19 protein-coding genes are annotated in these 21,095 nt (G+C 40.7%); 6 read left to right on the forward strand and 13 right to left on the reverse strand.

All coding sequences use genetic code 11. The features are described from left to right. Window positions 1–331 precede the first annotated feature (331 nt). The 3 genes from BSCG_RS0127200 to BSCG_RS23380 are packed head-to-tail and all read right to left on the reverse strand — an operon-like array spanning window position 332 to window position 2,864. The gene (locus BSCG_RS0127200) at window positions 332–1,681 is read right to left on the reverse strand and encodes a hypothetical protein (RefSeq protein WP_004297347.1); all 1,350 of its coding nucleotides are present in this window, start codon (window positions 1,679–1,681) and stop codon (window positions 332–334) included. Further along, complete coding sequence (locus BSCG_RS0127205) at window positions 1,656–2,087, reverse strand: hypothetical protein (protein WP_004297346.1); 432 nt, start codon at window positions 2,085–2,087, stop codon at window positions 1,656–1,658. Before BSCG_RS0127205 ends, BSCG_RS0127200 begins: the two co-directional genes overlap by 26 nt. A gap of 42 nt (window positions 2,088–2,129) precedes the next feature. Continuing rightward, on the reverse strand, window positions 2,130–2,864 hold the full coding sequence (locus BSCG_RS23380) for a DUF4369 domain-containing protein (protein ID WP_004306014.1): 735 nt from the start codon (window positions 2,862–2,864) through the stop codon (window positions 2,130–2,132). Between the two features lie 157 nt (window positions 2,865–3,021). On the opposite strand from BSCG_RS23380, the gene BSCG_RS23375 reads away from it, so the two are divergent. From BSCG_RS23375 to BSCG_RS23365, 3 genes are read left to right on the forward strand one after another with little or no spacing between them, the layout of a single operon-like run. Continuing rightward, the gene (locus BSCG_RS23375; protein WP_004297342.1) at window positions 3,022–4,266 is read left to right on the forward strand and encodes an anaerobic sulfatase-maturation protein; all 1,245 of its coding nucleotides are present in this window, start codon (window positions 3,022–3,024) and stop codon (window positions 4,264–4,266) included. 32 nt (window positions 4,267–4,298) lie between these two features. After that, window positions 4,299–6,458 (forward strand): S46 family peptidase, encoded by a 2,160-nt coding sequence (locus BSCG_RS23370; RefSeq protein WP_008774911.1) that lies wholly within the window; start codon window positions 4,299–4,301, stop codon window positions 6,456–6,458. After that, window positions 6,459–8,615, forward strand: coding sequence for a S46 family peptidase (locus BSCG_RS23365; protein ID WP_032849314.1), 2,157 nt, complete (start codon window positions 6,459–6,461; stop codon window positions 8,613–8,615). Window positions 8,616–8,701: 86 nt separating this feature from the next. On the opposite strand, the gene BSCG_RS23360 is transcribed toward BSCG_RS23365, so the two are convergent. Further along, window positions 8,702–8,884, reverse strand: a complete 183-nt coding sequence (locus BSCG_RS23360) for a type II toxin-antitoxin system HicB family antitoxin (RefSeq protein ID WP_004297339.1) — start codon at window positions 8,882–8,884, stop codon at window positions 8,702–8,704. Further along, window positions 8,881–10,008 (reverse strand): glycosyltransferase family protein, encoded by a 1,128-nt coding sequence (locus BSCG_RS23355; protein ID WP_004312034.1) that lies wholly within the window; start codon window positions 10,006–10,008, stop codon window positions 8,881–8,883. The genes BSCG_RS23360 and BSCG_RS23355 overlap by 4 nt, the downstream gene beginning before the upstream one ends. A gap of 168 nt (window positions 10,009–10,176) precedes the next feature. On the opposite strand from BSCG_RS23355, the gene trxA reads away from it, so the two are divergent. Both trxA and BSCG_RS23345 read left to right on the forward strand, forming a co-directional pair. Then, on the forward strand, window positions 10,177–10,476 hold the full coding sequence (trxA, locus tag BSCG_RS23350) for a thioredoxin (RefSeq protein WP_004306008.1): 300 nt from the start codon (window positions 10,177–10,179) through the stop codon (window positions 10,474–10,476). A 17-nt stretch (window positions 10,477–10,493) separates the two neighbouring features. Continuing rightward, window positions 10,494–10,958, forward strand: a complete 465-nt coding sequence (locus BSCG_RS23345) for a thioredoxin domain-containing protein (protein WP_004297335.1) — start codon at window positions 10,494–10,496, stop codon at window positions 10,956–10,958. 109 nt (window positions 10,959–11,067) lie between these two features. Here the strand turns inward: BSCG_RS23345 and BSCG_RS23340 are convergent, their stop codons facing one another. The 3 genes from BSCG_RS23340 to BSCG_RS23330 all read right to left on the reverse strand — a co-directional run bounded on the left by BSCG_RS23340 (window position 11,068) and on the right by BSCG_RS23330 (window position 12,809). Further along, window positions 11,068–11,703 (reverse strand): SagB/ThcOx family dehydrogenase, encoded by a 636-nt coding sequence (locus tag BSCG_RS23340; RefSeq protein ID WP_004312035.1) that lies wholly within the window; start codon window positions 11,701–11,703, stop codon window positions 11,068–11,070. Between the two features lie 94 nt (window positions 11,704–11,797). Further along, window positions 11,798–12,358 carry an NADH peroxidase gene (locus BSCG_RS23335; protein WP_004297333.1) on the reverse strand — a complete coding sequence of 187 codons (561 nt, stop codon included), beginning with the start codon at window positions 12,356–12,358 and terminating at the stop codon, window positions 11,798–11,800. Window positions 12,359–12,380: 22 nt separating this feature from the next. Further along, complete coding sequence (locus tag BSCG_RS23330; protein WP_004312036.1) at window positions 12,381–12,809, reverse strand: Fur family transcriptional regulator; 429 nt, start codon at window positions 12,807–12,809, stop codon at window positions 12,381–12,383. 264 nt (window positions 12,810–13,073) lie between these two features. Between BSCG_RS23330 and BSCG_RS29870 the strand changes: the two genes are divergently transcribed. Then, window positions 13,074–13,220 carry a hypothetical protein gene (locus BSCG_RS29870; RefSeq protein WP_008018500.1) on the forward strand — a complete coding sequence of 49 codons (147 nt, stop codon included), beginning with the start codon at window positions 13,074–13,076 and terminating at the stop codon, window positions 13,218–13,220. 3 nt (window positions 13,221–13,223) lie between these two features. Here BSCG_RS29870 and BSCG_RS23325 read toward each other — a convergent pair whose 3' ends face one another. The 5 genes from BSCG_RS23325 to BSCG_RS23305 are packed head-to-tail and all read right to left on the reverse strand — an operon-like array spanning window position 13,224 to window position 21,048. Further along, on the reverse strand, window positions 13,224–13,706 hold the full coding sequence (locus BSCG_RS23325) for a lipocalin family protein (protein ID WP_008770893.1): 483 nt from the start codon (window positions 13,704–13,706) through the stop codon (window positions 13,224–13,226). 33 nt (window positions 13,707–13,739) lie between these two features. After that, window positions 13,740–14,552 carry a DUF1573 domain-containing protein gene (locus BSCG_RS23320; protein WP_004315959.1) on the reverse strand — a complete coding sequence of 271 codons (813 nt, stop codon included), beginning with the start codon at window positions 14,550–14,552 and terminating at the stop codon, window positions 13,740–13,742. A gap of 11 nt (window positions 14,553–14,563) precedes the next feature. Next, window positions 14,564–16,621, reverse strand: a complete 2,058-nt coding sequence (locus BSCG_RS23315) for a S8 family serine peptidase (RefSeq protein ID WP_004312039.1) — start codon at window positions 16,619–16,621, stop codon at window positions 14,564–14,566. A 3-nt stretch (window positions 16,622–16,624) separates the two neighbouring features. Further along, window positions 16,625–18,334, reverse strand: coding sequence for a hypothetical protein (locus BSCG_RS23310; RefSeq protein ID WP_004312040.1), 1,710 nt, complete (start codon window positions 18,332–18,334; stop codon window positions 16,625–16,627). Between the two features lie 20 nt (window positions 18,335–18,354). Next, entirely contained in the window at window positions 18,355–21,048 is a 2,694-nt protein-coding gene (locus tag BSCG_RS23305; protein ID WP_004312041.1) for a DUF4458 domain-containing protein, read from the reverse strand. Window positions 21,049–21,095 lie beyond the last annotated feature (47 nt).

Genomic DNA, 21,095 nt, shown 5'->3' on the forward strand with positions numbered 1-21,095 from the left:
ATATATAATCCACCTGATACTCTGAATATTTACTTAATAGAATTCCTATCCGTAACCTGGTGCGAGAATTTGCTATTCCGACAACAATGCTGGCTTTTTGTTCTATTAACTGCAATTCGTCACCTCTCAAAGAAGAGGCGGCAGATAATTCATTAGGATTTTTCATATAGCTATTTGGTTTTTGTTGTGTCAAAAGTACAGCATGCATCCGAAAACACAAAAAAAGTCACCCGGACAAAATCAGTGCGCCTGATTTTTCGTAAACACTTGCATTTCAATCAAATACAGATTAGCGTTCTATTAATGACCCGGACAATTCATTTTTTATTTATCAAAAATCCCTTAAAAACACATTCAAATCTTCTTGTGGAGAAATGCCTAATCGACCTTTCAGCCTTCCTTTTGCTTTGGTAACAGAATCGGAAGAGGTCTGAAAAATACGCGCCAGTTCTTCATTGGTCAGTCCAAATTTAAGAAAGCAACAGATCTCAAGATCATGTTTAGTTAATAAAGGAGTTTTGTCAAGCAACCGGGTAACGTAATTAGAATAGAGTAAATCAAACAGGCTAAACAATTTATAGCGTTCTCCATTAGACAATTTACCTCTTAATGTTCCCTCTTTGATAGCAAGCAGCAGACGAAAAGCGGATATGTACTGTTCAGAAGAGGGTCCGACAGTTAATTCTCCTCCCAGTTCTTTCAACAGTCCCGATAAGGTTTTGTTCTGCATACTTAGAAGTACAATCTTTCCATTCAACTCGCCTACCTTCATTCGATTTTCTTCCAGTATGCGGTTCTCTTCCAGTACTTGATCTTTCAACTCCTGGATTTCTTCCATCTCCTGCTGGTATCGCTTTATCTCCTCTTCATTATCTCTAATCTGGGATTCGATTTCGGCAATCTTCTTCCTGTGATTTTTACTTTTGTAGTAGTAATAACACATATAGAAGGCCACAATCAGGAAAATAACCGTACCGCAAAATATAAAAACTGTACGGTCCACTTTCAGTTGTAGATTATCATTCCGGAGTTTCTCGTTCTCGTACTGCTTTTGCAGTTCTGTTATCAACTCCTGCGAATCGACTTCATCCAATACATTCACGATAGAGTCCGCTTTTTCATGGTAGATAATCGCTTCTTCAAAATTATCAATATCTTTTTCAAGAAAGTATAAATTGTTATATGCGTCAATACGGGTATATTCTTTAGAAGAATAGATACTCATCTTAAAATATTTCCGGGCATTCTCTGCATCGCCCATCTGTATATACAAATAGCCGAGAGACATACACTCCACGTATTTCCTTTCTTCATCCGTTTCTTTTTCATAAGCAGCAAGAAAATAGCGTTCTGACTTTTTCAGTTCTCCCATGGAACGGTACAGTATCCCCAACTCATGTAAAATGGAAACTTCAGACGGATATTGCTTTTCCCTGGCTAGTTCTAAAGCGTAAGTATAATAGAAATAGCAGCTATCCCATTTATTCTGAAACAAATAAGCCCGGCCTATATTTTGCCCGGCTCTGACAAGACTCAAAGAATCTTTCAACTCTTCATAGATCGTATATGACTCCCGAAAATTCTTCAACGACTCCTGATACAATTTCTTTTTCCGGTTAATCATCCCTATCTCATCAGTAGCCATTGCAAACATCTTACAACATTGAATATTCCCGAACATTTCCTTTTGCCGAAGATAAAAACGTCAAAGCCTCTTCATCTTTGCCCAATTCACGCAGCACTCTTCCATAATAATACTGCGCTTTAGCACGCGTAACAGAGTCACCACGCTCTACAGTATAGTAATTCAGCGCCAGTGCAATCAATGAGTCAGAAGTAAACTTCACATAGTTCTGATCCATCGCCTGCGTCAATAAAAGTGCATAATCCGCCTGCAACTTTCCACGCAATTTTTCAGTATGAGGTATTGACTTTAATAGATACAGAGCTGTATCCGGAAGAGATTCCATGCACATTTCAATCCTCTGGAATGCCGCATCAGGGGCCTCCGAATCTCTATGACAAGAAACTGATAAGACTAAAATAAAAAAGAAAGCGGCGTATACCGAAACAGTAGTCGTTTTCACTTTACTTGAGTTTTGTGCAAAAATACACAAAAAACTCAAGTATTACTTATTTGTTGAAGCATTTTGTTCCAATCGTTGATGTTCTTCTATCAACTTCATGTTTTCTCTTGCTTTAGACAGGAACTCTCTAACCAGCTTATTGTCTTTAAAAGAATAAGGAGCATCCTTGATTATATCATCAATCTGCGGAGTCATAATGGGATAGGGCAAAGAGCTGCAGAGCATCATAAACACACTGGGTCCCAGCACATTTTCGTAATTATCGGAGATGAACGTTTTCACATACTGATTCATCGCTTTCATCAGTGAGTCTCCTTCCACCACCAACTGACCGTGAATCTCATCCAGATCGCCTCCATCCAGTACCATACGGGTTTCCTTCTGCTCCAGTTCACCAATGCTTTCTTCCAATTGGTTTCTTTTGCTGATAAACTCGTACAGTGCATTATTTAAAGATGTTCCGACTGCCTTGAGGTCCGTATTGCTAATGGTAACAGTTATCTTCCCACTTTCCAACACAATCGGCATAATGCTTTCTTCATCCATATAAAGTGTCACCATCTGTACGGAATCTATTTTCCCTTTCATTGAGAACAGACCATGCACTACTTCAGCTGAATCCAGCTTCACCCACTCTCCATCACGAAGGGACTTAAGATACAACATCTTTCCATCCAGACTATTCACTGAAGAGGTTCCTTCAATCTTGTACTTACTGGTGCAGGAAGCCAAAAACGGAAGCAAAAGCAAAAAAGGCAAAATTTTATTCACGTTCATCTATTCATTAAATTCTGGGTACAAAGGTACAACTGATTCAGAATTCAAAGAAACATTTTATCAATATTTAAATCTTGTAAGACTCTTTTCTTTAATAATCCTTATAAACATAGGTATAAGGCTATTTTTTTCATTTAGTTTATCTAATTTTGCGGTCATGAAAACATCAACATTTGCCCCTTTTGCCAAACCGCTTTATGTAATGGTAAAGCCTGTAGGTGCCGTATGTAATCTAGCATGCGATTATTGCTACTATTTGGAAAAGGCCAACCTATACAAAGACAATCTGAAACACGTAATGAGCGATGAACTTCTGGAAAAGTTTATCGACGAGTACATTAACTCACAAACCATGCCGCAGGTGCTTTTCACCTGGCACGGAGGAGAAACGCTGATGCGACCGCTCTCCTTCTATAAAAAGGCGATGGAACTACAAAAAAAGTATGCCCGAGGACGAACGATCGACAACTGCATCCAAACCAACGGAACCATGCTCACCGACGAATGGTGCGAGTTCTTCCGTGAAAATAATTGGCTGGTAGGAGTCTCTATCGATGGTCCCCAGGAGTTTCATGACGAGTATCGCAAAAATAAAATGGGAAAACCCTCTTTTGTGAAAGTGATGCAAGGCATCAATCTTTTGAAAAAACATGGGGTGGAATGGAATGCGATGGCAGTTATTAATGACTTCAATGCCGACTATCCACTAGACTTTTATCGTTTCTTCAAAGAAATCGGTTGTCAGTATATCCAGTTCGCTCCTATCGTTGAACGTATTCTCTCACATGAGGACGGTCGTCACCTCGCTTCTCTTGCAGAAAATAAAGCCGGAACTCTTGCCGATTTTTCGATCACTCCGGAGCAATGGGGCAACTTCCTTTGTGCTCTTTTCGACGAATGGGTGAAAGAAGATGTAGGCAAGTACTATGTACAAATATTCGATTCGACTCTGGCGAACTGGATGGGCGAACAGCCTGGTATATGCACAATGGCAAAGACCTGCGGTCATGCCGGTGTGATGGAATTCAACGGAGATGTTTATTCGTGCGACCATTTTGTATTTCCCGAATATAAATTAGGTAACATTTATAGTAAAACTCTGGTGGAAATGATGCATAGCGAGCGTCAGCACAATTTCGGGAACATGAAATATCAGTCTCTCCCTACTCAATGCAAGGAATGTGAGTTCCTGTTTGCCTGCAACGGAGAATGCCCGAAAAATCGTTTCAGCCAAACGGCAGAAGGCGAACCGGGATTGAATTACTTATGCAAAGGCTATTACCAGTTCTTTAAGCATGTAGCTCCTTATATGGACTTTATGAAAAACGAACTGATGAATCAACGTCCGCCTGCTAATATCATGGAAGCACTGAAGAACGGAGATTTGAAAATTGAATACTAACCAATCATATATTTTAATTTTATCATTAAATAATGAACAGACTAAGACTTTATCTATTAGCGCTGGCTGCGCTTTTTGTATGTTCCGTTAAAGCGGATGAGGGTATGTGGCTATTGCAACTGATGCAACAGCAACACTCCATAGACATGATGAAAAAACAAGGATTAAAACTGGAAGCACAGGACCTATATAATCCGAATGGAATTTCTCTTAAAGATGCCGTAGGTATATTCGGAGGCGGATGTACCGGAGAAATTATCTCACCCGAAGGTTTGATTCTGACCAATCACCATTGTGGCTACGCCTCCATCCAGCAACATAGTAGTGTTGAGCACGATTATCTGACTGATGGTTTCTGGGCTACTTCCAGAGACAAAGAACTCCCTACTCCGGGATTGCAATTCACATTTATCGAACGTATCGAAGATATTACGGATATTGTCAATGCCAAGATCGCGGCGAAAGAAATCACCGAATCCGAATCATTCAGCAATATATTCCTTCAAAAGCTGGCTCATGATCTTTATTTTAAAAGTGACCTGGCAGACAAAAAGGGAATTGTTCCGCAAGCTCTTCCGTTCTATGCCGGAAATAAATTCTATCTTTTCTATAAGAAAATATATCCGGATGTACGTATGGTAGCCGCTCCACCCTCTTCTATCGGTAAGTTTGGTGGTGAAACAGACAACTGGATGTGGCCGCGTCATACCGGTGACTTTTCCATGTTCCGTATTTATGCAGATGCAAATGGTGAACCTGCAGAATACAGCGAGAGTAACGTCCCACTGAAAACCAAGAAACATTTGTCTATCTCTATCAAAGGATTGAAAGAAGGAGATTATGCAATGATTATGGGATCCCCCGGAAGTACGAGCCGCTACCTGACCGTATCAGAAGTAAAAGAACGTATGGAATCGGAAAACGATCCACGTATCCGTATTCGTGGTGCACGTTTGGCTGTCCTGAAAGAGGTAATGAATGCCAGTGACAAAATCCGTATTCAATATGCTAACAAGTATGCGGGTTCCAGCAACTATTGGAAAAACTCCATCGGCATGAATAAGGCCATCATCGATAATGATGTATTGGGAACAAAAGCTGCACAAGAAGCCAAATTCGCAGAGTTTGCAAAAGCACAAAACAATGCTGAATATGCAGCGGTAGTGAAGAACATTGATGACCTGGTAGCTAAGACAACTCCTCTCAACTATCAGTACACCTGTTTGAGAGAGACTTTCTTCGGAGCTATCGAATTTGGCAATGTGATGTTGACTAAAACACGCGAAGCATTGCTTGAGAAAAACGATTCTGTAATCGAAGCACGCATGAAAGCCTTGGAAAGCACTTACGAAAGCATCCATAACAAAGATTACGATCATGAAGTAGACCGCAAGGTAGCGAAAGCCTTGTTCCCCTTATATGCTGAAATGATTCCGGCAAACCAACGTCCTTCTATTTATAAGGTTATTGAGCAGAAATATAAAGGCGATTATAACAAATTCGTTGATGATATGTATGACAACTCTATTTTTGCCAACCGGGCAAACTTCGAGAAGTTTACAAAGAAGCCTTCAGTGAAAGCGATTGACAATGATCTGGCACTGCAATACTGCCAGTCTAAATACGACTTAATGGATACACTGGCTTCCCAACTCAAGGATATGGATCGGGAACTAGCTTTGCTGCACAAAACTTATATCCGTGGTCTAGGTGAAATGAAGTTGCCTGTACCTTCTTATCCGGATGCAAACTTCACCATTCGTCTGACCTATGGTAACGTGAAACCTTATGATCCGAAAGACGGCGTACACTACAACTACTATACGACCACTAAAGGTATTCTTGAAAAAGAAAATCCGGAAGACCGTGAATTCGTTGTACCTGCCAAACTGAAAGAACTGATTGAAAAGAAAGATTATGGCCGTTATGCTTTGCCAAATGGTGATATGCCTGTCTGCTTCCTGTCGACCAACGACATCACCGGTGGTAACTCCGGCAGCCCGGTATTGAATGAAAACGGAGAACTGATCGGTTGTGCTTTTGATGGCAACTGGGAATCATTAAGCGGTGACATCAATTTCGACAACAACCTACAACGTTGTATTAACCTGGATATCCGTTATGTCCTGTTCATTCTGGAAAAGTTAGGAAACTGCGGACACCTAATCAATGAAATGACAATCGTAGAATAAATGAGAAAACAAATCCTATTTGTCCTATTTTCACTGGCCACTCTTAGCATCCACGCCGACGAAGGCATGTGGATGCTAACCGATCTGAAAACCCAGAACGCAGTTTCCATGCGCGAACTTGGCCTCGAAATTCCGATAGAGGAAGTATACAACGCAAATGGTCTTTCTCTAAAAGACGCTGTTGTACACTTCGGAGGAGGATGTACGGGAGAAGTTATCTCTTCCGAAGGACTGGTACTGACTAACCATCACTGTGGTTATGGAGCTATCCAGCAACATAGTAATGTAGAACATGACTATCTGACAGATGGTTTCTGGGCTATGAACCGTGATGCGGAACTCCCTACTCCGGGATTGACCGTCACTTTTATCGACCGGATTCTCGATGTGACGGATTACGTCAACGAACAACTGAAAAAAGATCCGGACCCGGATGGTGTTAATTATCTATCTCCAAGTTATCTTGGCAACGTAGCAGAACGTTTTGCCAAAGCCGAGAATATAGAAATAACTCCTGCAACAAAGTTGGAGCTCAAGGCTTTTTATGGAGGAAACAAATATTATCTGTTCATCAAAACAGTATACAGTGATATTCGTATGGTAGGGGCTCCTCCTTCTTCCATCGGTAAATTCGGAGCTGATACCGACAACTGGATGTGGCCTCGTCACACAGGCGACTTTTCTCTCTTCCGTATTTACGCGGACAAGAATGGAAAACCGGCAGAATATTCTAAAGACAACGTTCCTCTGCAAGTGAAAAAACATCTGAAGATCAGCCTCGCCGGAGTTCAGGAAGGAGATTTCACCTTTGTCATGGGATTCCCCGGACGTAACTGGCGGTATATGATTGCCGACGAAGTGGAAGAACGGATGCAAACGACCAATTTCATGCGCCAGCATGTACGCGGAGCCCGTCAGAAAGTACTTATGGAGCAAATGCTGAAAGATCCGGCAGTGCGTATTCATTATGCAAGCAAATATGCTTCTTCGGCCAATTATTGGAAAAATGCAATCGGCATGAATGAAGGACTGATACGCCTCAATGTACTGGATACCAAACGTGCACAGCAAGAAGAACTATTAGCCCGCGGCCGTGAAAAGGGAGATGATTCGTATCAGAAAGCCTTTGATGAGATTCGCTCTATTGTATCTCACCGACGCGATGCGCTATATCATCAGCAGGCTATCAATGAAGCATTGGTCACCGCCCTTGATTTTATGCGTATCCCTTCCACGACAGAATTGGTTACCGCTCTGAAATCGAAAGATAAAGAACAGATAAAAGAAGCAAAACTAAAACTGAAGAAAGAAGGTGATAAGTATTTTGCTTCTGTCCCTTTCCCCGACGTGGAACGGATGGTAGCGAAAGAAATGCTGAAGACTTATGCCAACTACATTCCTGCAGAACAACGAATCAACATCTTCGAAATCATCAATTCTCGTTTCAAGGGAAGTATTGACGCCTTCGTTGATGCCTGTTTCGAACATTCCATTTTCGGCAATCCTAAAAACTTTGAGAAGTTTATCAAGAAACCAAGTTTGTATAAAATAGGATATGACTGGATGGTATTATTCAAATATTCTGTTACCGACGGAATTCTGAAAACAGCCATTGCCATGAAAGAAGCCAATCAGAACTATGACGCAGCTCATAAAGTATGGGTGAAAGGCATGATGGACATGAGACAGGAAAAAGGAACGCCGATTTATCCGGATGCGAACTCTACTTTACGATTGACATACGGCCAGGTGCTTTCTTATGAACCGGCTGACGGTGTGGTATATGATGCTCATACCACCCTCAAAGGTGTGATGGAAAAAGAAGATCAGGGAAACTGGGAATTCGTAGTGCCTCAAAAGCTAAAAGAGTTATATAAATCCCAGGATTATGGACGTTATGGCAAAAACGGTGAAATGCCTGTCTGCTTTATCGTAAACACCGACAATACAGGAGGAAACTCCGGTAGTCCGGTATTTAACAGCAAAGGTCAGTTGGTTGGAACTGCTTTCGACCGCAACTTTGAAGGCTTAACAGGAGACATTGCTTTCCGTCCTTCATCGCAGCGAGCCGCTTGTGTTGACATCCGCTATACCTTGTTTATCATCGATAAATACGCAGGAGCCTCTCATATCATCGACGAACTTAGCATTGAGTAAGTTGAGAGTTGAGAATTAAAAATTGAGAAATAAAAGTTATGCCATCTGGCATTATATTTCTCAATTTTTAATTCTCTATTTTCAATTTATATAAACTCTTCCACCATATACATCTCGTCAATCATCTCATTCATTATATTCTGTAAATTCTGAACTGCTTCTTCAGGAGATTCCCCATAAGCATTACATTGCATATTTACAGTCAACCAGGCATAGTAGCCACCATCTGATGCGCGTTCAAGCACATAATCCGTTCTGTTTAGTTTCATATTGGTAAATAATTAGTGAATGTTGGTATTGAAGTTATTTCTGAATGTGAAGCTGCCAGTTTCTCCAGTTCACGGATCATCCGACGTTCACAGCTACGAACCCAATAAACGAAATGACGGTTCGGAGTATATTCTCCTGCAAAACGAAGCAACGGCTGCAAATCAAAGGAATCACTGATTATTCCTGCCCCCGCTTTCATTGCATCATAGGCATTGCAGTCTTGTTCAATATGTGCTGGAACCATTAATACAGGTTTTCCAAGATACATTGCTTCGCAAATAGACTCGAAGCCTGCCGTACTGGCATAAGCCTTACAACCCGCCATAGCATTAAGAAACTTCACATCATCTATTTGATGGAAACTCAATGTTTCGTCAATCCGTGTCACCTCTTCAGCATCCGATCTATCCCAGAAAAAAGTTAAAGGAACTTCCGGATGTTTCGCATGAAAACTCTCCACGCTATCAGCAAACCCGGAATTAACCATATATCCATGAATATAATCACCCTTTTCCGGACGGATAGCGGTCACTTCCTGACGAATCAATGGAGGAACGGTCACTATTTGATTCATATCATCCTGTTCCATTTCCAGGAAAGACAAAGCCAGTTTCTTCGAAGATCTTAGAGCGGTCATCCGGGTAAAGAAACGCAGCATCCATAACTGGCACGAATTTTTATCCGGAGACTCGAAATCACGATGTAAAAACAGATACTGATGCCCAACACAAATATACGGAACGGAGGGACGGAAGAGTGCATAGGTAAGTCCGGTTAAAAGCTCGTAGAAGTTGATGACAACTTCCGCCCCTGTCTCCCTGATCCGCTGATTTATATAATACATGCTACGAAGATACTCCGGTAATCTTAATAAATTGTATGCAAAGCTTTTCGTCAGGTTCGCCCGTTTATTATCTGTCGTAGGCAGAAAGTTCGGACTAATGAATCGCTTCACCGGTGCATGAATACTCCGATTGAAAAATCCCGGCAAAGTACGTGTCGAGCTTTTCCCGACTAAGACTTCCACTACTTCATGCCCATTGCGCAATAACATTTCTTCGAGAGTGATTGCCTGTGTAAAATGCCCTCTCCCCTCACCTTGAACAATAAATAAAAATTTCATAGTTCCATTATTTTTAGATACGCAAAGTTCCCTCTTTCACATTACAAGATGATGACTCTATGATTACTATTTCATGAACAAAATCAGCTTTTTCTCGTTATATAATAAAATAGAAATTATATTTGCGGTCTTCAAAGACTGCTTTTTAACTCTAAGAAAGAAAAGATTATGGAAAAATTTGAAGATTTAATACAGTCACCAGTGCCCGTTTTAGTTGATTTCTTTGCAGAATGGTGTGGACCTTGCAAAGCAATGAAACCGGTTTTAGAAGAACTAAAACTTATTGTGGGAGATAAAGCACGTATTGCAAAGATAGACGTTGACCAGCATGAAGACCTGGCTACTAAATATCGCATACAAGCTGTACCAACCTTTATACTGTTCAAGAATGGAGAGGCTGTCTGGAGACATTCCGGCGTAATCCATAGTAGCGAACTACAAGGGGTTATCGAGAAGCATTATACATAAAAAGATAATAATAACGAATGAAGAAAGTATTAGTAATGGTAGCCCTCGTCATGGCAAGTGTAATTGTATACGCATTCAATGACAGTAGGGAAACTAATCAAGGTAAAAAAGAGGTAACAGGTAACGGTGAAGTCGTCGTAATGGACAAAGATATGTTTCTGAAAGACGTCTTCGATTATGAGAAATCAAAGGAGTGGAATTATAAAGGTAATAAGCCCGCCATCATCGACTTATATGCAGATTGGTGCGGACCATGTCGCCAAACAGCTCCTATCATGAAAGAATTGGCAAAGGAATATGCCGGAAAAATTGTCATCTACAAAGTCAATGTAGATAAACAAAAAGAACTGGCAGCTTTATTTAATGCAACAAGTATTCCATTGTTTGTATTCATTCCCATGAAAGGAGATCCACAGCTTTTCCGTGGAGCTGCTGACAAGGCAACTTACAAAAAAGCGATTGATGAATTTCTCTTGAAGTAAAGAAGAAAATATAGTGACGCTATCCGGTCGGGATAGTAACGCTATAATAGGAAAAGAGTGACGGTATCCTTGCGGGATACCGTCACTCTTTTGTATATCTTGCCAATCCTTATTTGAAGTATCCCACAGGATGATTCATCATTGGCATTTGGCTATCTTTCAATTTCAAAACTTTCTTCAATTGTTCATTGTCCATCGAAGCGCGTGGCACTGTTGCTATGTTAGCAGCGGAACAGAATATTGAAATATTTTGAGAAACGATGCCGGAATCCATAGCCCCCATCAACTGGCTGCGTGCACTCTTCGCATCTCCAAATCTGGAAAGATCACTGATTAACACCAAAGACACCGGAGCTGTTTTCACAAATGCCTGTCCACCGGCTACTGCTCCACGATGATCTCCTTCAGCAACCAGAGTCAACTGATGATTTTTAGCATCATACAGATAACTTCCTTCAGGTAATACTACATATACATCCACATCCTGCTTATTCAACGCCGACGGAGCTGTTCTCATTCCGGATTCCTTACGGTTTATCCCATTAGCAGCCCATAACAAATCAGACAGATCCGACAGACTCAATGATTTAGAAGCATACTCGCGAGTTGAATGTCGTTCAGACAATGCCTTCATCACCGCACCGGTACGGTTTAAATTAGGCTTCGGCAATTTAATCACTTTGTCAGCAGCAAAAGCAGCCGCTGAAAGCATTAAACAAACTAATAATAGTTGTACTTTTCTCATAACTGTGGTATTTAAAAATTGATAGACAAATATAAATAAAAAAGGTCTGTATTCGTTGTGGAATACAGACCTTTTAAGAGTTTATTAGGCTTAATTATTTCTTATCACCGAAATAACGGTTGTATAATCCTTCAAAACCTTTACCGTGACGAGCTTCGTCTTTGCACATTTCGTGTACAGTGTCATGGATAGCATCCAGGTTCAGAGCTTTAGCACGAGTTGCAATGCGTTTTTTGTCTTCACATGCACCTTGTTCAGCGTCTTTACGTTTCTGCAGGTTAGTTTTAGTATCCCATACGCAGTCACCCAACAGTTCTGCAAACTTAGCAGCATGTTCAGCTTCTTCCCAAGCGTAACGTTTGAAAGCTTCAGCTACTTCAGGATAACCTTCGCGGTCTGCCTGACGGCTCATGGCCAAATACATACCAACTTCAGTACATTCTCCCATGAAGTGATTGTTCAGATCCTTAATCATTTCTTCGTCACAACCTTTTGCAACACCGATAACGTGTTCGTCAGCAAAAGACAATGCGCCACCTTCTACTTCAACAACTTCTACGAACTTGCTGGCAGGAGCTTTACACAATGGACATTTCTCAGGAGCTGCGTCACCTTCATGAACGTAACCGCATACAGTACATCTAAATTTCTTCATTTTCTTCTCAATTTTAAATTAATTAGTCAATACGTGTTTCTTTATCTTTACTTAAGCAATTCTTGCAAATACCTTTATAATAATAATGAACTTCCGATACCTGATGACCATCCATTTCCAAATTTTCCACTTGTTTAATCGCTTCCGGACATTCCAAGTCATAAATATGTCCGCAACGTTTGCAAAGGAAATGGGAATGTACAGAAGTATCCGCATCAAAGTTTGTATTCTTTTCGTCAATCGTAAGCATTAATGCCGCTCCCTGTTCGGAAAACAATTTCAAAGTATTATAAACCGTTGTCTTTGAAAGTGTCGGCATTGAAGGAGACAATGCTGTGTAAATATCATCAGCCGACGGATGAATCGGATGCTCCATCAAATATTCCATGATAGCGATGCGTTGCATGGAAGGCTTGATATTATGCTCTAATAATCGATCGTATGGTTTCATTATCTTCCTTTCTTTTCAAAGTTGTATTCATTACAATTATAAATCCAATGCAAAGATAAGAAGGCTTTATTTTATTTCCAAATAATTCATGACTTTTTTTATGACATGGCTAATTATAATTAGGTGAAGAGATAAATTATTTATTCATAATGCTCAACTAGTAAACTTCTATCATCTTCGCTACATACACAGAAACATAATAGCATACGAAAACTACTATAAAGATTTTTTCAATATTTTAGATGAATCAACAAAAAGGATATTATGAGCGAAAAAGAATTAAAAATGTTTGATATGAATGCACAATTAAATGCTGCATTCAGCAAAGAAGGTTCTTCAAAGCGTAAAAAAAGAGGATTCACAACATTTTCAATAAATGAAGTGAATCCTCTTTTTCTTTCAATAAGTTAAATTTTAATTATCTATATCATCTCTAGCTTCTTCTACAATTTTAGAAGGAACTCCGTCACAACGAACATATTTAGACACATCTCCTGCATCATCTTTCACCGTCCAAATCATAGTTCCTGCTGGCAAAAGTTCTGTTACGATATACGAATTGTTCCAACGACCGCCCAAGCTGTTATTATATTTACCGCTAATAATATATCCCAAATAAGTATCTTTCTCTATCTCGAATATCCCGCTAAGAAAACGAGCATACATACTATCGAATTTCTGGTACATCTCAAAAGTTTTATCTCTACGGACAAAAGTTATATAACAATAAGTACCATCAGCCATAGGCTCTCCATTCCACTCTACTAACCGCCAAGTACCATTCAGATTGGCGGGAGTTACTTCCAGCGTTTCCACTTTTACTTCTTCATCGTCATCACAAGCCATAAAGCTAAACAAAAGCATGCATAATGGTATTATTCTGAAAAGAATTCTCATATTATAGTTTTTTTTAAATGTTAATCAAAAATATTATTGTAAACGTTTGATAGTTACTCTGACCAAGCGATCTGTCAATGGTGCGTCGACCCCTTCAACAATAAAATTGAACTGCAGCCCATTACCTAAGTTGTCAGGCAATTTACTACCATCTACGGTTATCACGATGTCTGCCTCCTGCCCTGGCGGTATAACTTCCGGTTCTGTTTGAAAAACAGCGTATGGAGGAAGCATCTGCGCAGAAAGCTTCAAAGGTTTCTTCCCGATGTTAGCACATAAAATGCGTTCAGAAGGGCAAACATTAGAGGTCATTTCCGAAAAGACAATTTGTTTGCGTTTCATACGCAAGGTTCCCATTGTAGAAGGAAGATATCTCCATTCATCGGAACAGACAACCTCACCTATCAACATCAGACGCGCTACCGGATGTTTTTCTGAAATATCCGTATACACAAACGCATATGTTTCTACAGTTCCGATGCGATTTTTAGGATTATACACCAATGTAACCATACTTTCCATTCCCGGAGCAAGTGTTCCCAAACTGAACGCTGCTGCTGTACATCCACACGAAGTGGTTATCTTCGTGATCCGTACATTCTTGCCACTGACATTGCGAAACGGAAATGTGTAGGTTCGGGGCGCATCGGTATCGTATATACTGCCAATATGTATACGGAGAGAATCGAAACTGAACATCTCTCCTCCCTCTTTCAGTAAAGGAGGATTAATCAACGAATCAACTTCTACAGACTGATAGGCTATTCCCTGCGCCCCAAGGTAGTGGGCAGGGAAAAAGACCATCAGCCAATAAAGCAAATAATATCTCCATTGCCTATTCTTCATCTATCAAACTATTACATCCAACCACTATCATTCGCATTTTTGCGGACAGTAATGGTGAAGGATTGTTCCTTTCCGTCGCTTGTTCTCATCGTAGCGCTTGTCATACCCGCAACAACTCCTTTCACTTTCAGTATAGTACCTTCAAGGGTAACAGTTGCCTTCGACGTATCGCTAATCTCGCATTCGTATATTAGATTTTCTCCATTCAGGAAATAACGTGCCAAGTCTATTTTTACGATTTTATCGATTCCGACATACAGATTGGGCATTTTCATATCCGACCCGCTTCCGGCAATAGCATGCAATAATGCACCAGCATCAACCAGTTTACCCATTTTGCCCCTATAAGAAGAAAGGTCCATTCTTGTTGCCGACCAGCCCGGAGAATTATGCAAATAATAATAGGTCTTATAACCTTTATAATAGGAATCCACCTCTCTCGCCGTTTGTTTCATCAAGTTTATAAACTCCTGCACCTTGAAGTGGCGACGTTGTTGCAAAGCATACGACAAACCGAGTGCAGCCACTCCCGACACATGCGGGCAAGCCATAGACGTACCCTCATTGTAACCGTAGGCTGCTTTGCCTTCCACCACTAAAGTAGAGAGGATCATTCCCTGATCAATGTTCACATTATTACCATCAGTATCTTCACCCGGAACACAATGATATTCGCTATCACCACCAGGAGCACAGAAATCCACTTCCATCCCATAATTGCTGAATGATGACGGCGTATAGTCAGCTGCAATAGAAGCTACCGAAAGGCATCCCTCATAAGCTGCCGGATAGGAAGACATATATGAGTATTCATTGCCTGAAGCAAAGATGGCCAATCCGCCCTCAATCACCCCGTTAGGAGAACCTGCATTATGGATAAAGTAATCCAGTGCCTCTTTTTCCAATGGATAAGTCTTTGACCACTCTTCGTCAGTGGCAGGCCCGGGTACATATCCTTGCAACGGATTGGAATAAGCGGAGTTATATCCCCAACTGCATTGAAGGATTACGGCACCGTTATCGGCTGCATACTTAATAGCTCTCGCCTCATTCACCATCTTTACCTGGGAATTACCATCGAAAACCTGACAGGACATAATCCTCACTCCCGGTTTGGTTCCATTTCCTCCGGCAATGCCGCTGACTCCTATACCATTATGATTCACGGCAGCTATCGTTCCCGCCACATGAGTGCCGTGACCAGTATCTTCGGCTGCTTGCCAACTGATGATCCCGCTATTTTTTACGAAGTTGTAACCATAACGGTCACCCTTATAACCATTCTTGTCCGCATCATCGTCCGAACCCAATACCTCGCTTTCGTTCACCCACATATTAGCCTCCAAATCAGGATGCTTCCACATAACACCTTCGTCAAGCACGGCAACAATGATTTCCGGATCACCCGTACACAGTTCCCACGCTTCTTCACAATTAACGTCGGACCCCACAATAGCAGGAGCTTTCTCAGTTACAAAGCTATAATCTCCTCGGTTTATATATCCCCACTGATGCGGTAATAGCTCATCATTGAACTTAAAACCGTTATCTGCCGCACGCGTTTTCATCTTATTCAGAGCAGCTTCCGATACCGGAACTGGTTTCTTTTTAGGATTATATGCCCGCTGAATGGTAGGATTTATTTGAAGTTTCGAAATTTCGCCCAATTTAGACAGTTTTCCCATAGCTTCTTTCAAATCTGTGCCCTTATCAAAACGCACCAAATACCAAAGATGCAATCCGGCTTCACGGCTCTTTTCTTCGGTGCGCGAATTGACAGGAAAAACGCGTTCGAAGTCATACGCTCCTAAAATAGAAAGCACCTCGTCCGTTGACGGAATACCCGACCGGGTAGAGGCTCCCACCGCACGTATTTTCATCGTATGGTCGAGAATCTCAGTCATTTCGGGGACAAACTTAACCAATAATTCCCCTTCGGCAGCCCCTTCCGGTATCACTATATCCGGAGTGACGGGAACTACCGGAGCATCATCGTTTAAGTCGTTGTCACTGCAAGCTCCTGCCAACAGTGCAAACGTTGTCATTATATATATATATATTTTCTTCATATTCTAGTCTTTGAGTTCATATTTTTCCTTGAATTTAGGGAAGGCTTCAAAATACTTGTCGAAATTAGTCGGCTCGTTATCAAACCTTACCATTTTTCCTTCTGAATTTAACCCTTTTTCCATCTGGTTATAAATCAATACCTCCGGATCCCATTCTATCAAATGAGGATGATACAACACCCACTCAGGCAGATTACCGGTAAAGAAATTCAAGTTGACACTAAGTTTTCTCATTTTCGGAAGTATCTTAGGAATATGGGCGCCCTCATTTACCAAATACTGTATAGTATCACCGCCAAATGCTTCTACATCGGCCTGTGAGTAACCGGTCACTCCGTCCACTCCTATTTCAAAATCAGGCAATGTTCCTTCTATAAAGTTGTAGGACAACCTTAACTCTTCCAAATTATCCCACATAAACAATCTACGAAGTGTATTATCATCTTTGGTATTAAAGAACAAACCGATACCATCCGGGTATTTGACGGGATCTTTCGCATTTCTAAGATCAGAAATAACCGATCTTCTATTACCTATTAAGTTGAGTGACTTCAGTTTCGGGAAATTCTCCTTCGTAATAATAGAAGGCACCGAATTGAAGTTGTTACTACTTAAATCCAACGTCTCAAGCCGATCACCTAATAGGACAAGATTATCCGAAATTGCAGACAATCCGTAAGCACTTACAGTCAAAGATTTCAAATACTCTAAACCGCACACATCATCTTCCAACGTAATGCTCTTAGTTGCCGTATTAGAGTTGCCAAAGAAAGTCAAGCTTTCCACATACGTCAGGTAGTGCACTTCTTGCGGAACTGATTCTTTGGTATTAATCATATTAAAAGACACAGAACGTACACGTCCCACTACATTTTCGCCCTTCGGAAGTCCTTCATCACCTTCTTCCCACAATACTACATTGTCCCAATATCTCATGTTCTCACCCGGATTCCAGTTGTTACCTATTTCCAAGCGTTCTCTGATAGTGAGCAACGTCAATGAGTCGCCCGAGCGATTGTCCTCAATCCTCGGTGAAGCTTTCTGAGAGATCGTCAACACAGCAGGCTGTTCCAGTTTATCTTCGGTGCTTTTAGGTGTGAAATGAATTTTAGCTGTACGAATGTCAAAATCCGGATTCATCGTCCATTCAACACGGATTTTAGTTGTACGCGGACGAGAGCCACGATCTAAATCAACAGTGGGATCTTCAGGCAAAGTGAGCCACTCTTTTTCTGGAATAACATCATATTCCGTATTCATTTTGAACGCAACATTTGTGGTTACGATCACATCAAAATGGCGATTGTCATAAGTATCTGATGCTTTGATTTCCACATCAGGCTTTTCTATATAAATCATCTTGCCATAACCAGTTTGATGCACCGTCATCACACATGGCGCCTGCCCCTGAGGTATAAAACGTATTTCTGCTTTACGCATTCCGTTAATTAAGGTCGAATCGATAGAAACCGTACACTCAGTAGCACCGAAACCATTAGCAGGAGAAATGTTCACCCAAGGTTCCGACGCACTGACAGCCCATTCGCCTCCCGATGAGACGGTTACTATATCCTTGCCACCGTCAGCACCCATCGTGATATCTTCCTTATCTATCGAGAATCCGGTAATACCACTATCGTCATCATCTTTACACGATGCCACAGCAGCCATGTAAACGAATAATCCTAATGCTATCTTTACTAAATATTTCATTGATTTTTATTCTATTTTGTTTATTTATCCAAATCAAGCGCATCACAACCGCGGATGTCCTGCGACTTATCATAAATCAACGTATATTGTCCAGCTCTAATATACGGACATATCCCGCTCATGTCAATCGAAATATTCGGATTATCCTTGATTTCAAACAACACGATAGTCGACGAAATGGTATCATCAATTTTACGTAAATCATTTGAACCGATATAAAAGACCTTAAGACTCGGATTTTTATAAAGTCCCGTAGGCCATTCACGCAGTGTTCTATTACCGTTATCATCCCGTTGGTGGCTAATGCCGAACACTACCAGATAATTGATAGACAGCGGTTGAGAAGGGAATTTGGAGAATCTATTATAGCTTAAATCCAATCCGTACAATATCGGCATATTAATCACATAAAAATCATCTGTCAGCGAACTTAACTTATTATAAGTCAGGTCAAGGCTAGTGAGATACTCCAAAGACGTCTTTCCCTTCAGTGCCCCTTTAGGAATGGTTGTCATACCGTTGGCGGAAAGGTTCAGTGTTTGCATCGGTGATTCTTTCTCAAACAAAAGTTTAGGGAATATCGTAAATTTGTTATGGTGCAAATTTACAGTAGAAGCATTGATACCCCGATGATTCTCACCATCCTCAAATTTATCTATCAGATTGTTAGAGAAGTCTACTGTCCCCATCACGTAATCGGACTTAGCATTGAAAATATTCGGCACTTCCGTCAACTGATTGTTTGTGCAACTTAAAGTTTCCACATCATTCCAGCCGAAGAAATATTTCAATCCATTGCCATCCTCAACACCCGGGATTTCTTTTATTTTATTATTATCCAGATACACTTTCATGAGTTTGACTTCCTTGCCAAAAGGATGTAATATTTCAATTTCATTGTTAGTACAATCCAAAAGTGTTAATTTTTTCATTTTCTTCAGAAGACCATATTCAGGAAATTCTTTAAGCTTATTATATCCCATATAAAGAAGCTGAATCTTATCTGCACACTGTGAATCTTCTCCAAGCAGCGCTTCCCAATCACTTTTCAATTGGTCTCCATCTATACTCGGATTATGAGCAATATTGAGTGAGACCAATTCAGGCAACTGCTTCAACATATCTACAGGCAGTTTTTCCAAGTGAGGACAATTGTAGATTTCTATATCCGTCAAAGTTGCCATATTCTTCCAATTCCATTCCTCCTGTTCCTCATAGTAAGGCGAATCAGGTTTCACATTCACAAAGAGTCCATCACTTCTGACAGGTGAATTAGATATAAAGAATTGTTCCAATTTCGTCAGCCTCATGATAGCTTTAGATACGCCAGTAATTTTATTCGTCAAAGCACCAAACTGCACATCTTTCGTAGAAATACGACTGCTCTTGATGGGACTCATTTTCGGATTATCGTTAATTCCTTTGCGTAGAATAGTAGACAAATCTTCCCGAGCATCCCTAGAAAGAAATTTCGTATCATAATCCATTCGCATAGCCTTACGTTGTTCGTCGCTCATGTTGACGGAATAGTTGTCGAACAAGTGTCCACCGAGCTTTTCATCATGTGTTCCTAATGATAAAATTCTCAATTCAGTGAATTGTCCAATTTCATCGGGCACAACGCCCTCAGCGCCAAATCCGGCAAGCGATATTAGAGCTACGCGACCATTCTCCAACAACTGCACACCGGGCTGGTTACCCCACATGTCAATATCCTTATTGAAATTCCAATTAACTCCCATCGGTGCGGATTCCCCATAATACTTCCATGACGGACCGCCCATCTTTTCCCAAATAGCTTTCAGTGCTATATAATCTTTAATATATTCGGCTGTTTCGTCAAGACGGATAGGTACTTCCGCGTCCTTTGTCACTTCATTATCTTTCACGACAAACGACTTGGAAGTCTGTACAGTTGCCACCTCCAATGAATTATTAGCCTTTTCATCCGAATAGGTTTTGTAACTGCTTATTTGGTACGTACCTGCTTTCAGCCATGCCACTGTGTCGCACTCTGCATAAGACGTTTCCTGGTTTCTGTCGCCATATCCGTCGGCAGGCTCATCGGTAAAGTCTTCTACATATTTTACCCGAATCTTTTCTATCGTAGTCAGCTCTTGAGTGAAAAGGTTCTTCACTGTGATATCAATTGATAAAATATTGCTCAATGGATATGCTTCATCCTCAGCCGCGCGAGTTTTCACAAAGTCCTTCACCAATTTAAATGTGACCATACCTCGTGACACTGCATCTACACTCAACTTTTGAGTATGCAAACCGTCAGCAATAATCGTAAATACATTATCCTTTCCGGCAGGTCCGGCATATAATACATTATCCAACTTATCATACAAATAATAACCAATGATAGTATAGGTTCCTGTGAGCAACTTCAACTTATCACTACGCAATCCGAATTCTGCATTTTCTGCATTGTATGAATCCAGTAACAAAGTCTGAGTAATAGTTGAACCATTGTATTGCATGACAACTTTCACTTTCTGTGCATCGCTTAGCTTATCTAGCTTATCGGTCACTGCACGAGTTGTCGTACCTTTGTCCATGGATGCACTCTTTAATAACTTAAACTGCACATATCCATAAGTGGATTGTAGCGGCTCGTCATCATCAGAGCATCCTGTCACCACCGTCATTGCCAATAAAGAAACAATGAGGGGAACAAAGAATAATATGGAATATAGTTTCTTATTCATTTATTCAATGATTAATTATAATTTGGAGTAACAATAAGTACTTTTTT

It is taken from the genome of Bacteroides sp. 2_2_4 (assembly GCF_000157055.1).
GTDB classification, from domain to species: Bacteria; Bacteroidota; Bacteroidia; order Bacteroidales; family Bacteroidaceae; genus Bacteroides; species Bacteroides ovatus.

Bases quoted from the DNA above. Each gene is read 5' to 3' on its own strand.
- BSCG_RS23360 (WP_004297339.1), bottom strand. From the start codon at position 8,884: ATGAAACTAAACAGAACGGATTATGTGCTTGAACGCGCATCAGATGGT.
- BSCG_RS0127200 (WP_004297347.1), bottom strand. From the start codon at position 1,681: ATGTTCGGGAATATTCAATGTTGTAAGATGTTTGCAATGGCTACTGAT.
- BSCG_RS23365 (WP_032849314.1), top strand. From the start codon at position 6,459: ATGAGAAAACAAATCCTATTTGTCCTATTTTCACTGGCCACTCTTAGC.
- BSCG_RS23375 (WP_004297342.1), top strand. From the start codon at position 3,022: ATGAAAACATCAACATTTGCCCCTTTTGCCAAACCGCTTTATGTAATG.
- BSCG_RS23325 (WP_008770893.1), bottom strand. From the start codon at position 13,706: ATGAGAATTCTTTTCAGAATAATACCATTATGCATGCTTTTGTTTAGC.
- BSCG_RS23330 (WP_004312036.1), bottom strand. From the start codon at position 12,809: ATGAAACCATACGATCGATTATTAGAGCATAATATCAAGCCTTCCATG.
- BSCG_RS23320 (WP_004315959.1), bottom strand. From the start codon at position 14,552: ATGAAGAATAGGCAATGGAGATATTATTTGCTTTATTGGCTGATGGTC.
- BSCG_RS23335 (WP_004297333.1), bottom strand. From the start codon at position 12,358: ATGAAGAAATTTAGATGTACTGTATGCGGTTACGTTCATGAAGGTGAC.
- BSCG_RS23345 (WP_004297335.1), top strand. From the start codon at position 10,494: ATGAAGAAAGTATTAGTAATGGTAGCCCTCGTCATGGCAAGTGTAATT.
- BSCG_RS29870 (WP_008018500.1), top strand. From the start codon at position 13,074: ATGAGCGAAAAAGAATTAAAAATGTTTGATATGAATGCACAATTAAAT.
- BSCG_RS23380 (WP_004306014.1), bottom strand. From the start codon at position 2,864: ATGAACGTGAATAAAATTTTGCCTTTTTTGCTTTTGCTTCCGTTTTTG.
- BSCG_RS23305 (WP_004312041.1), bottom strand. From the start codon at position 21,048: ATGAATAAGAAACTATATTCCATATTATTCTTTGTTCCCCTCATTGTT.
- trxA (WP_004306008.1), top strand. From the start codon at position 10,177: ATGGAAAAATTTGAAGATTTAATACAGTCACCAGTGCCCGTTTTAGTT.
- BSCG_RS23355 (WP_004312034.1), bottom strand. From the start codon at position 10,008: ATGAAATTTTTATTTATTGTTCAAGGTGAGGGGAGAGGGCATTTTACA.
- BSCG_RS23370 (WP_008774911.1), top strand. From the start codon at position 4,299: ATGAACAGACTAAGACTTTATCTATTAGCGCTGGCTGCGCTTTTTGTA.
- BSCG_RS23315 (WP_004312039.1), bottom strand. From the start codon at position 16,621: ATGAAGAAAATATATATATATATAATGACAACGTTTGCACTGTTGGCA.
- BSCG_RS23340 (WP_004312035.1), bottom strand. From the start codon at position 11,703: ATGAGAAAAGTACAACTATTATTAGTTTGTTTAATGCTTTCAGCGGCT.
- BSCG_RS23310 (WP_004312040.1), bottom strand. From the start codon at position 18,334: ATGAAATATTTAGTAAAGATAGCATTAGGATTATTCGTTTACATGGCT.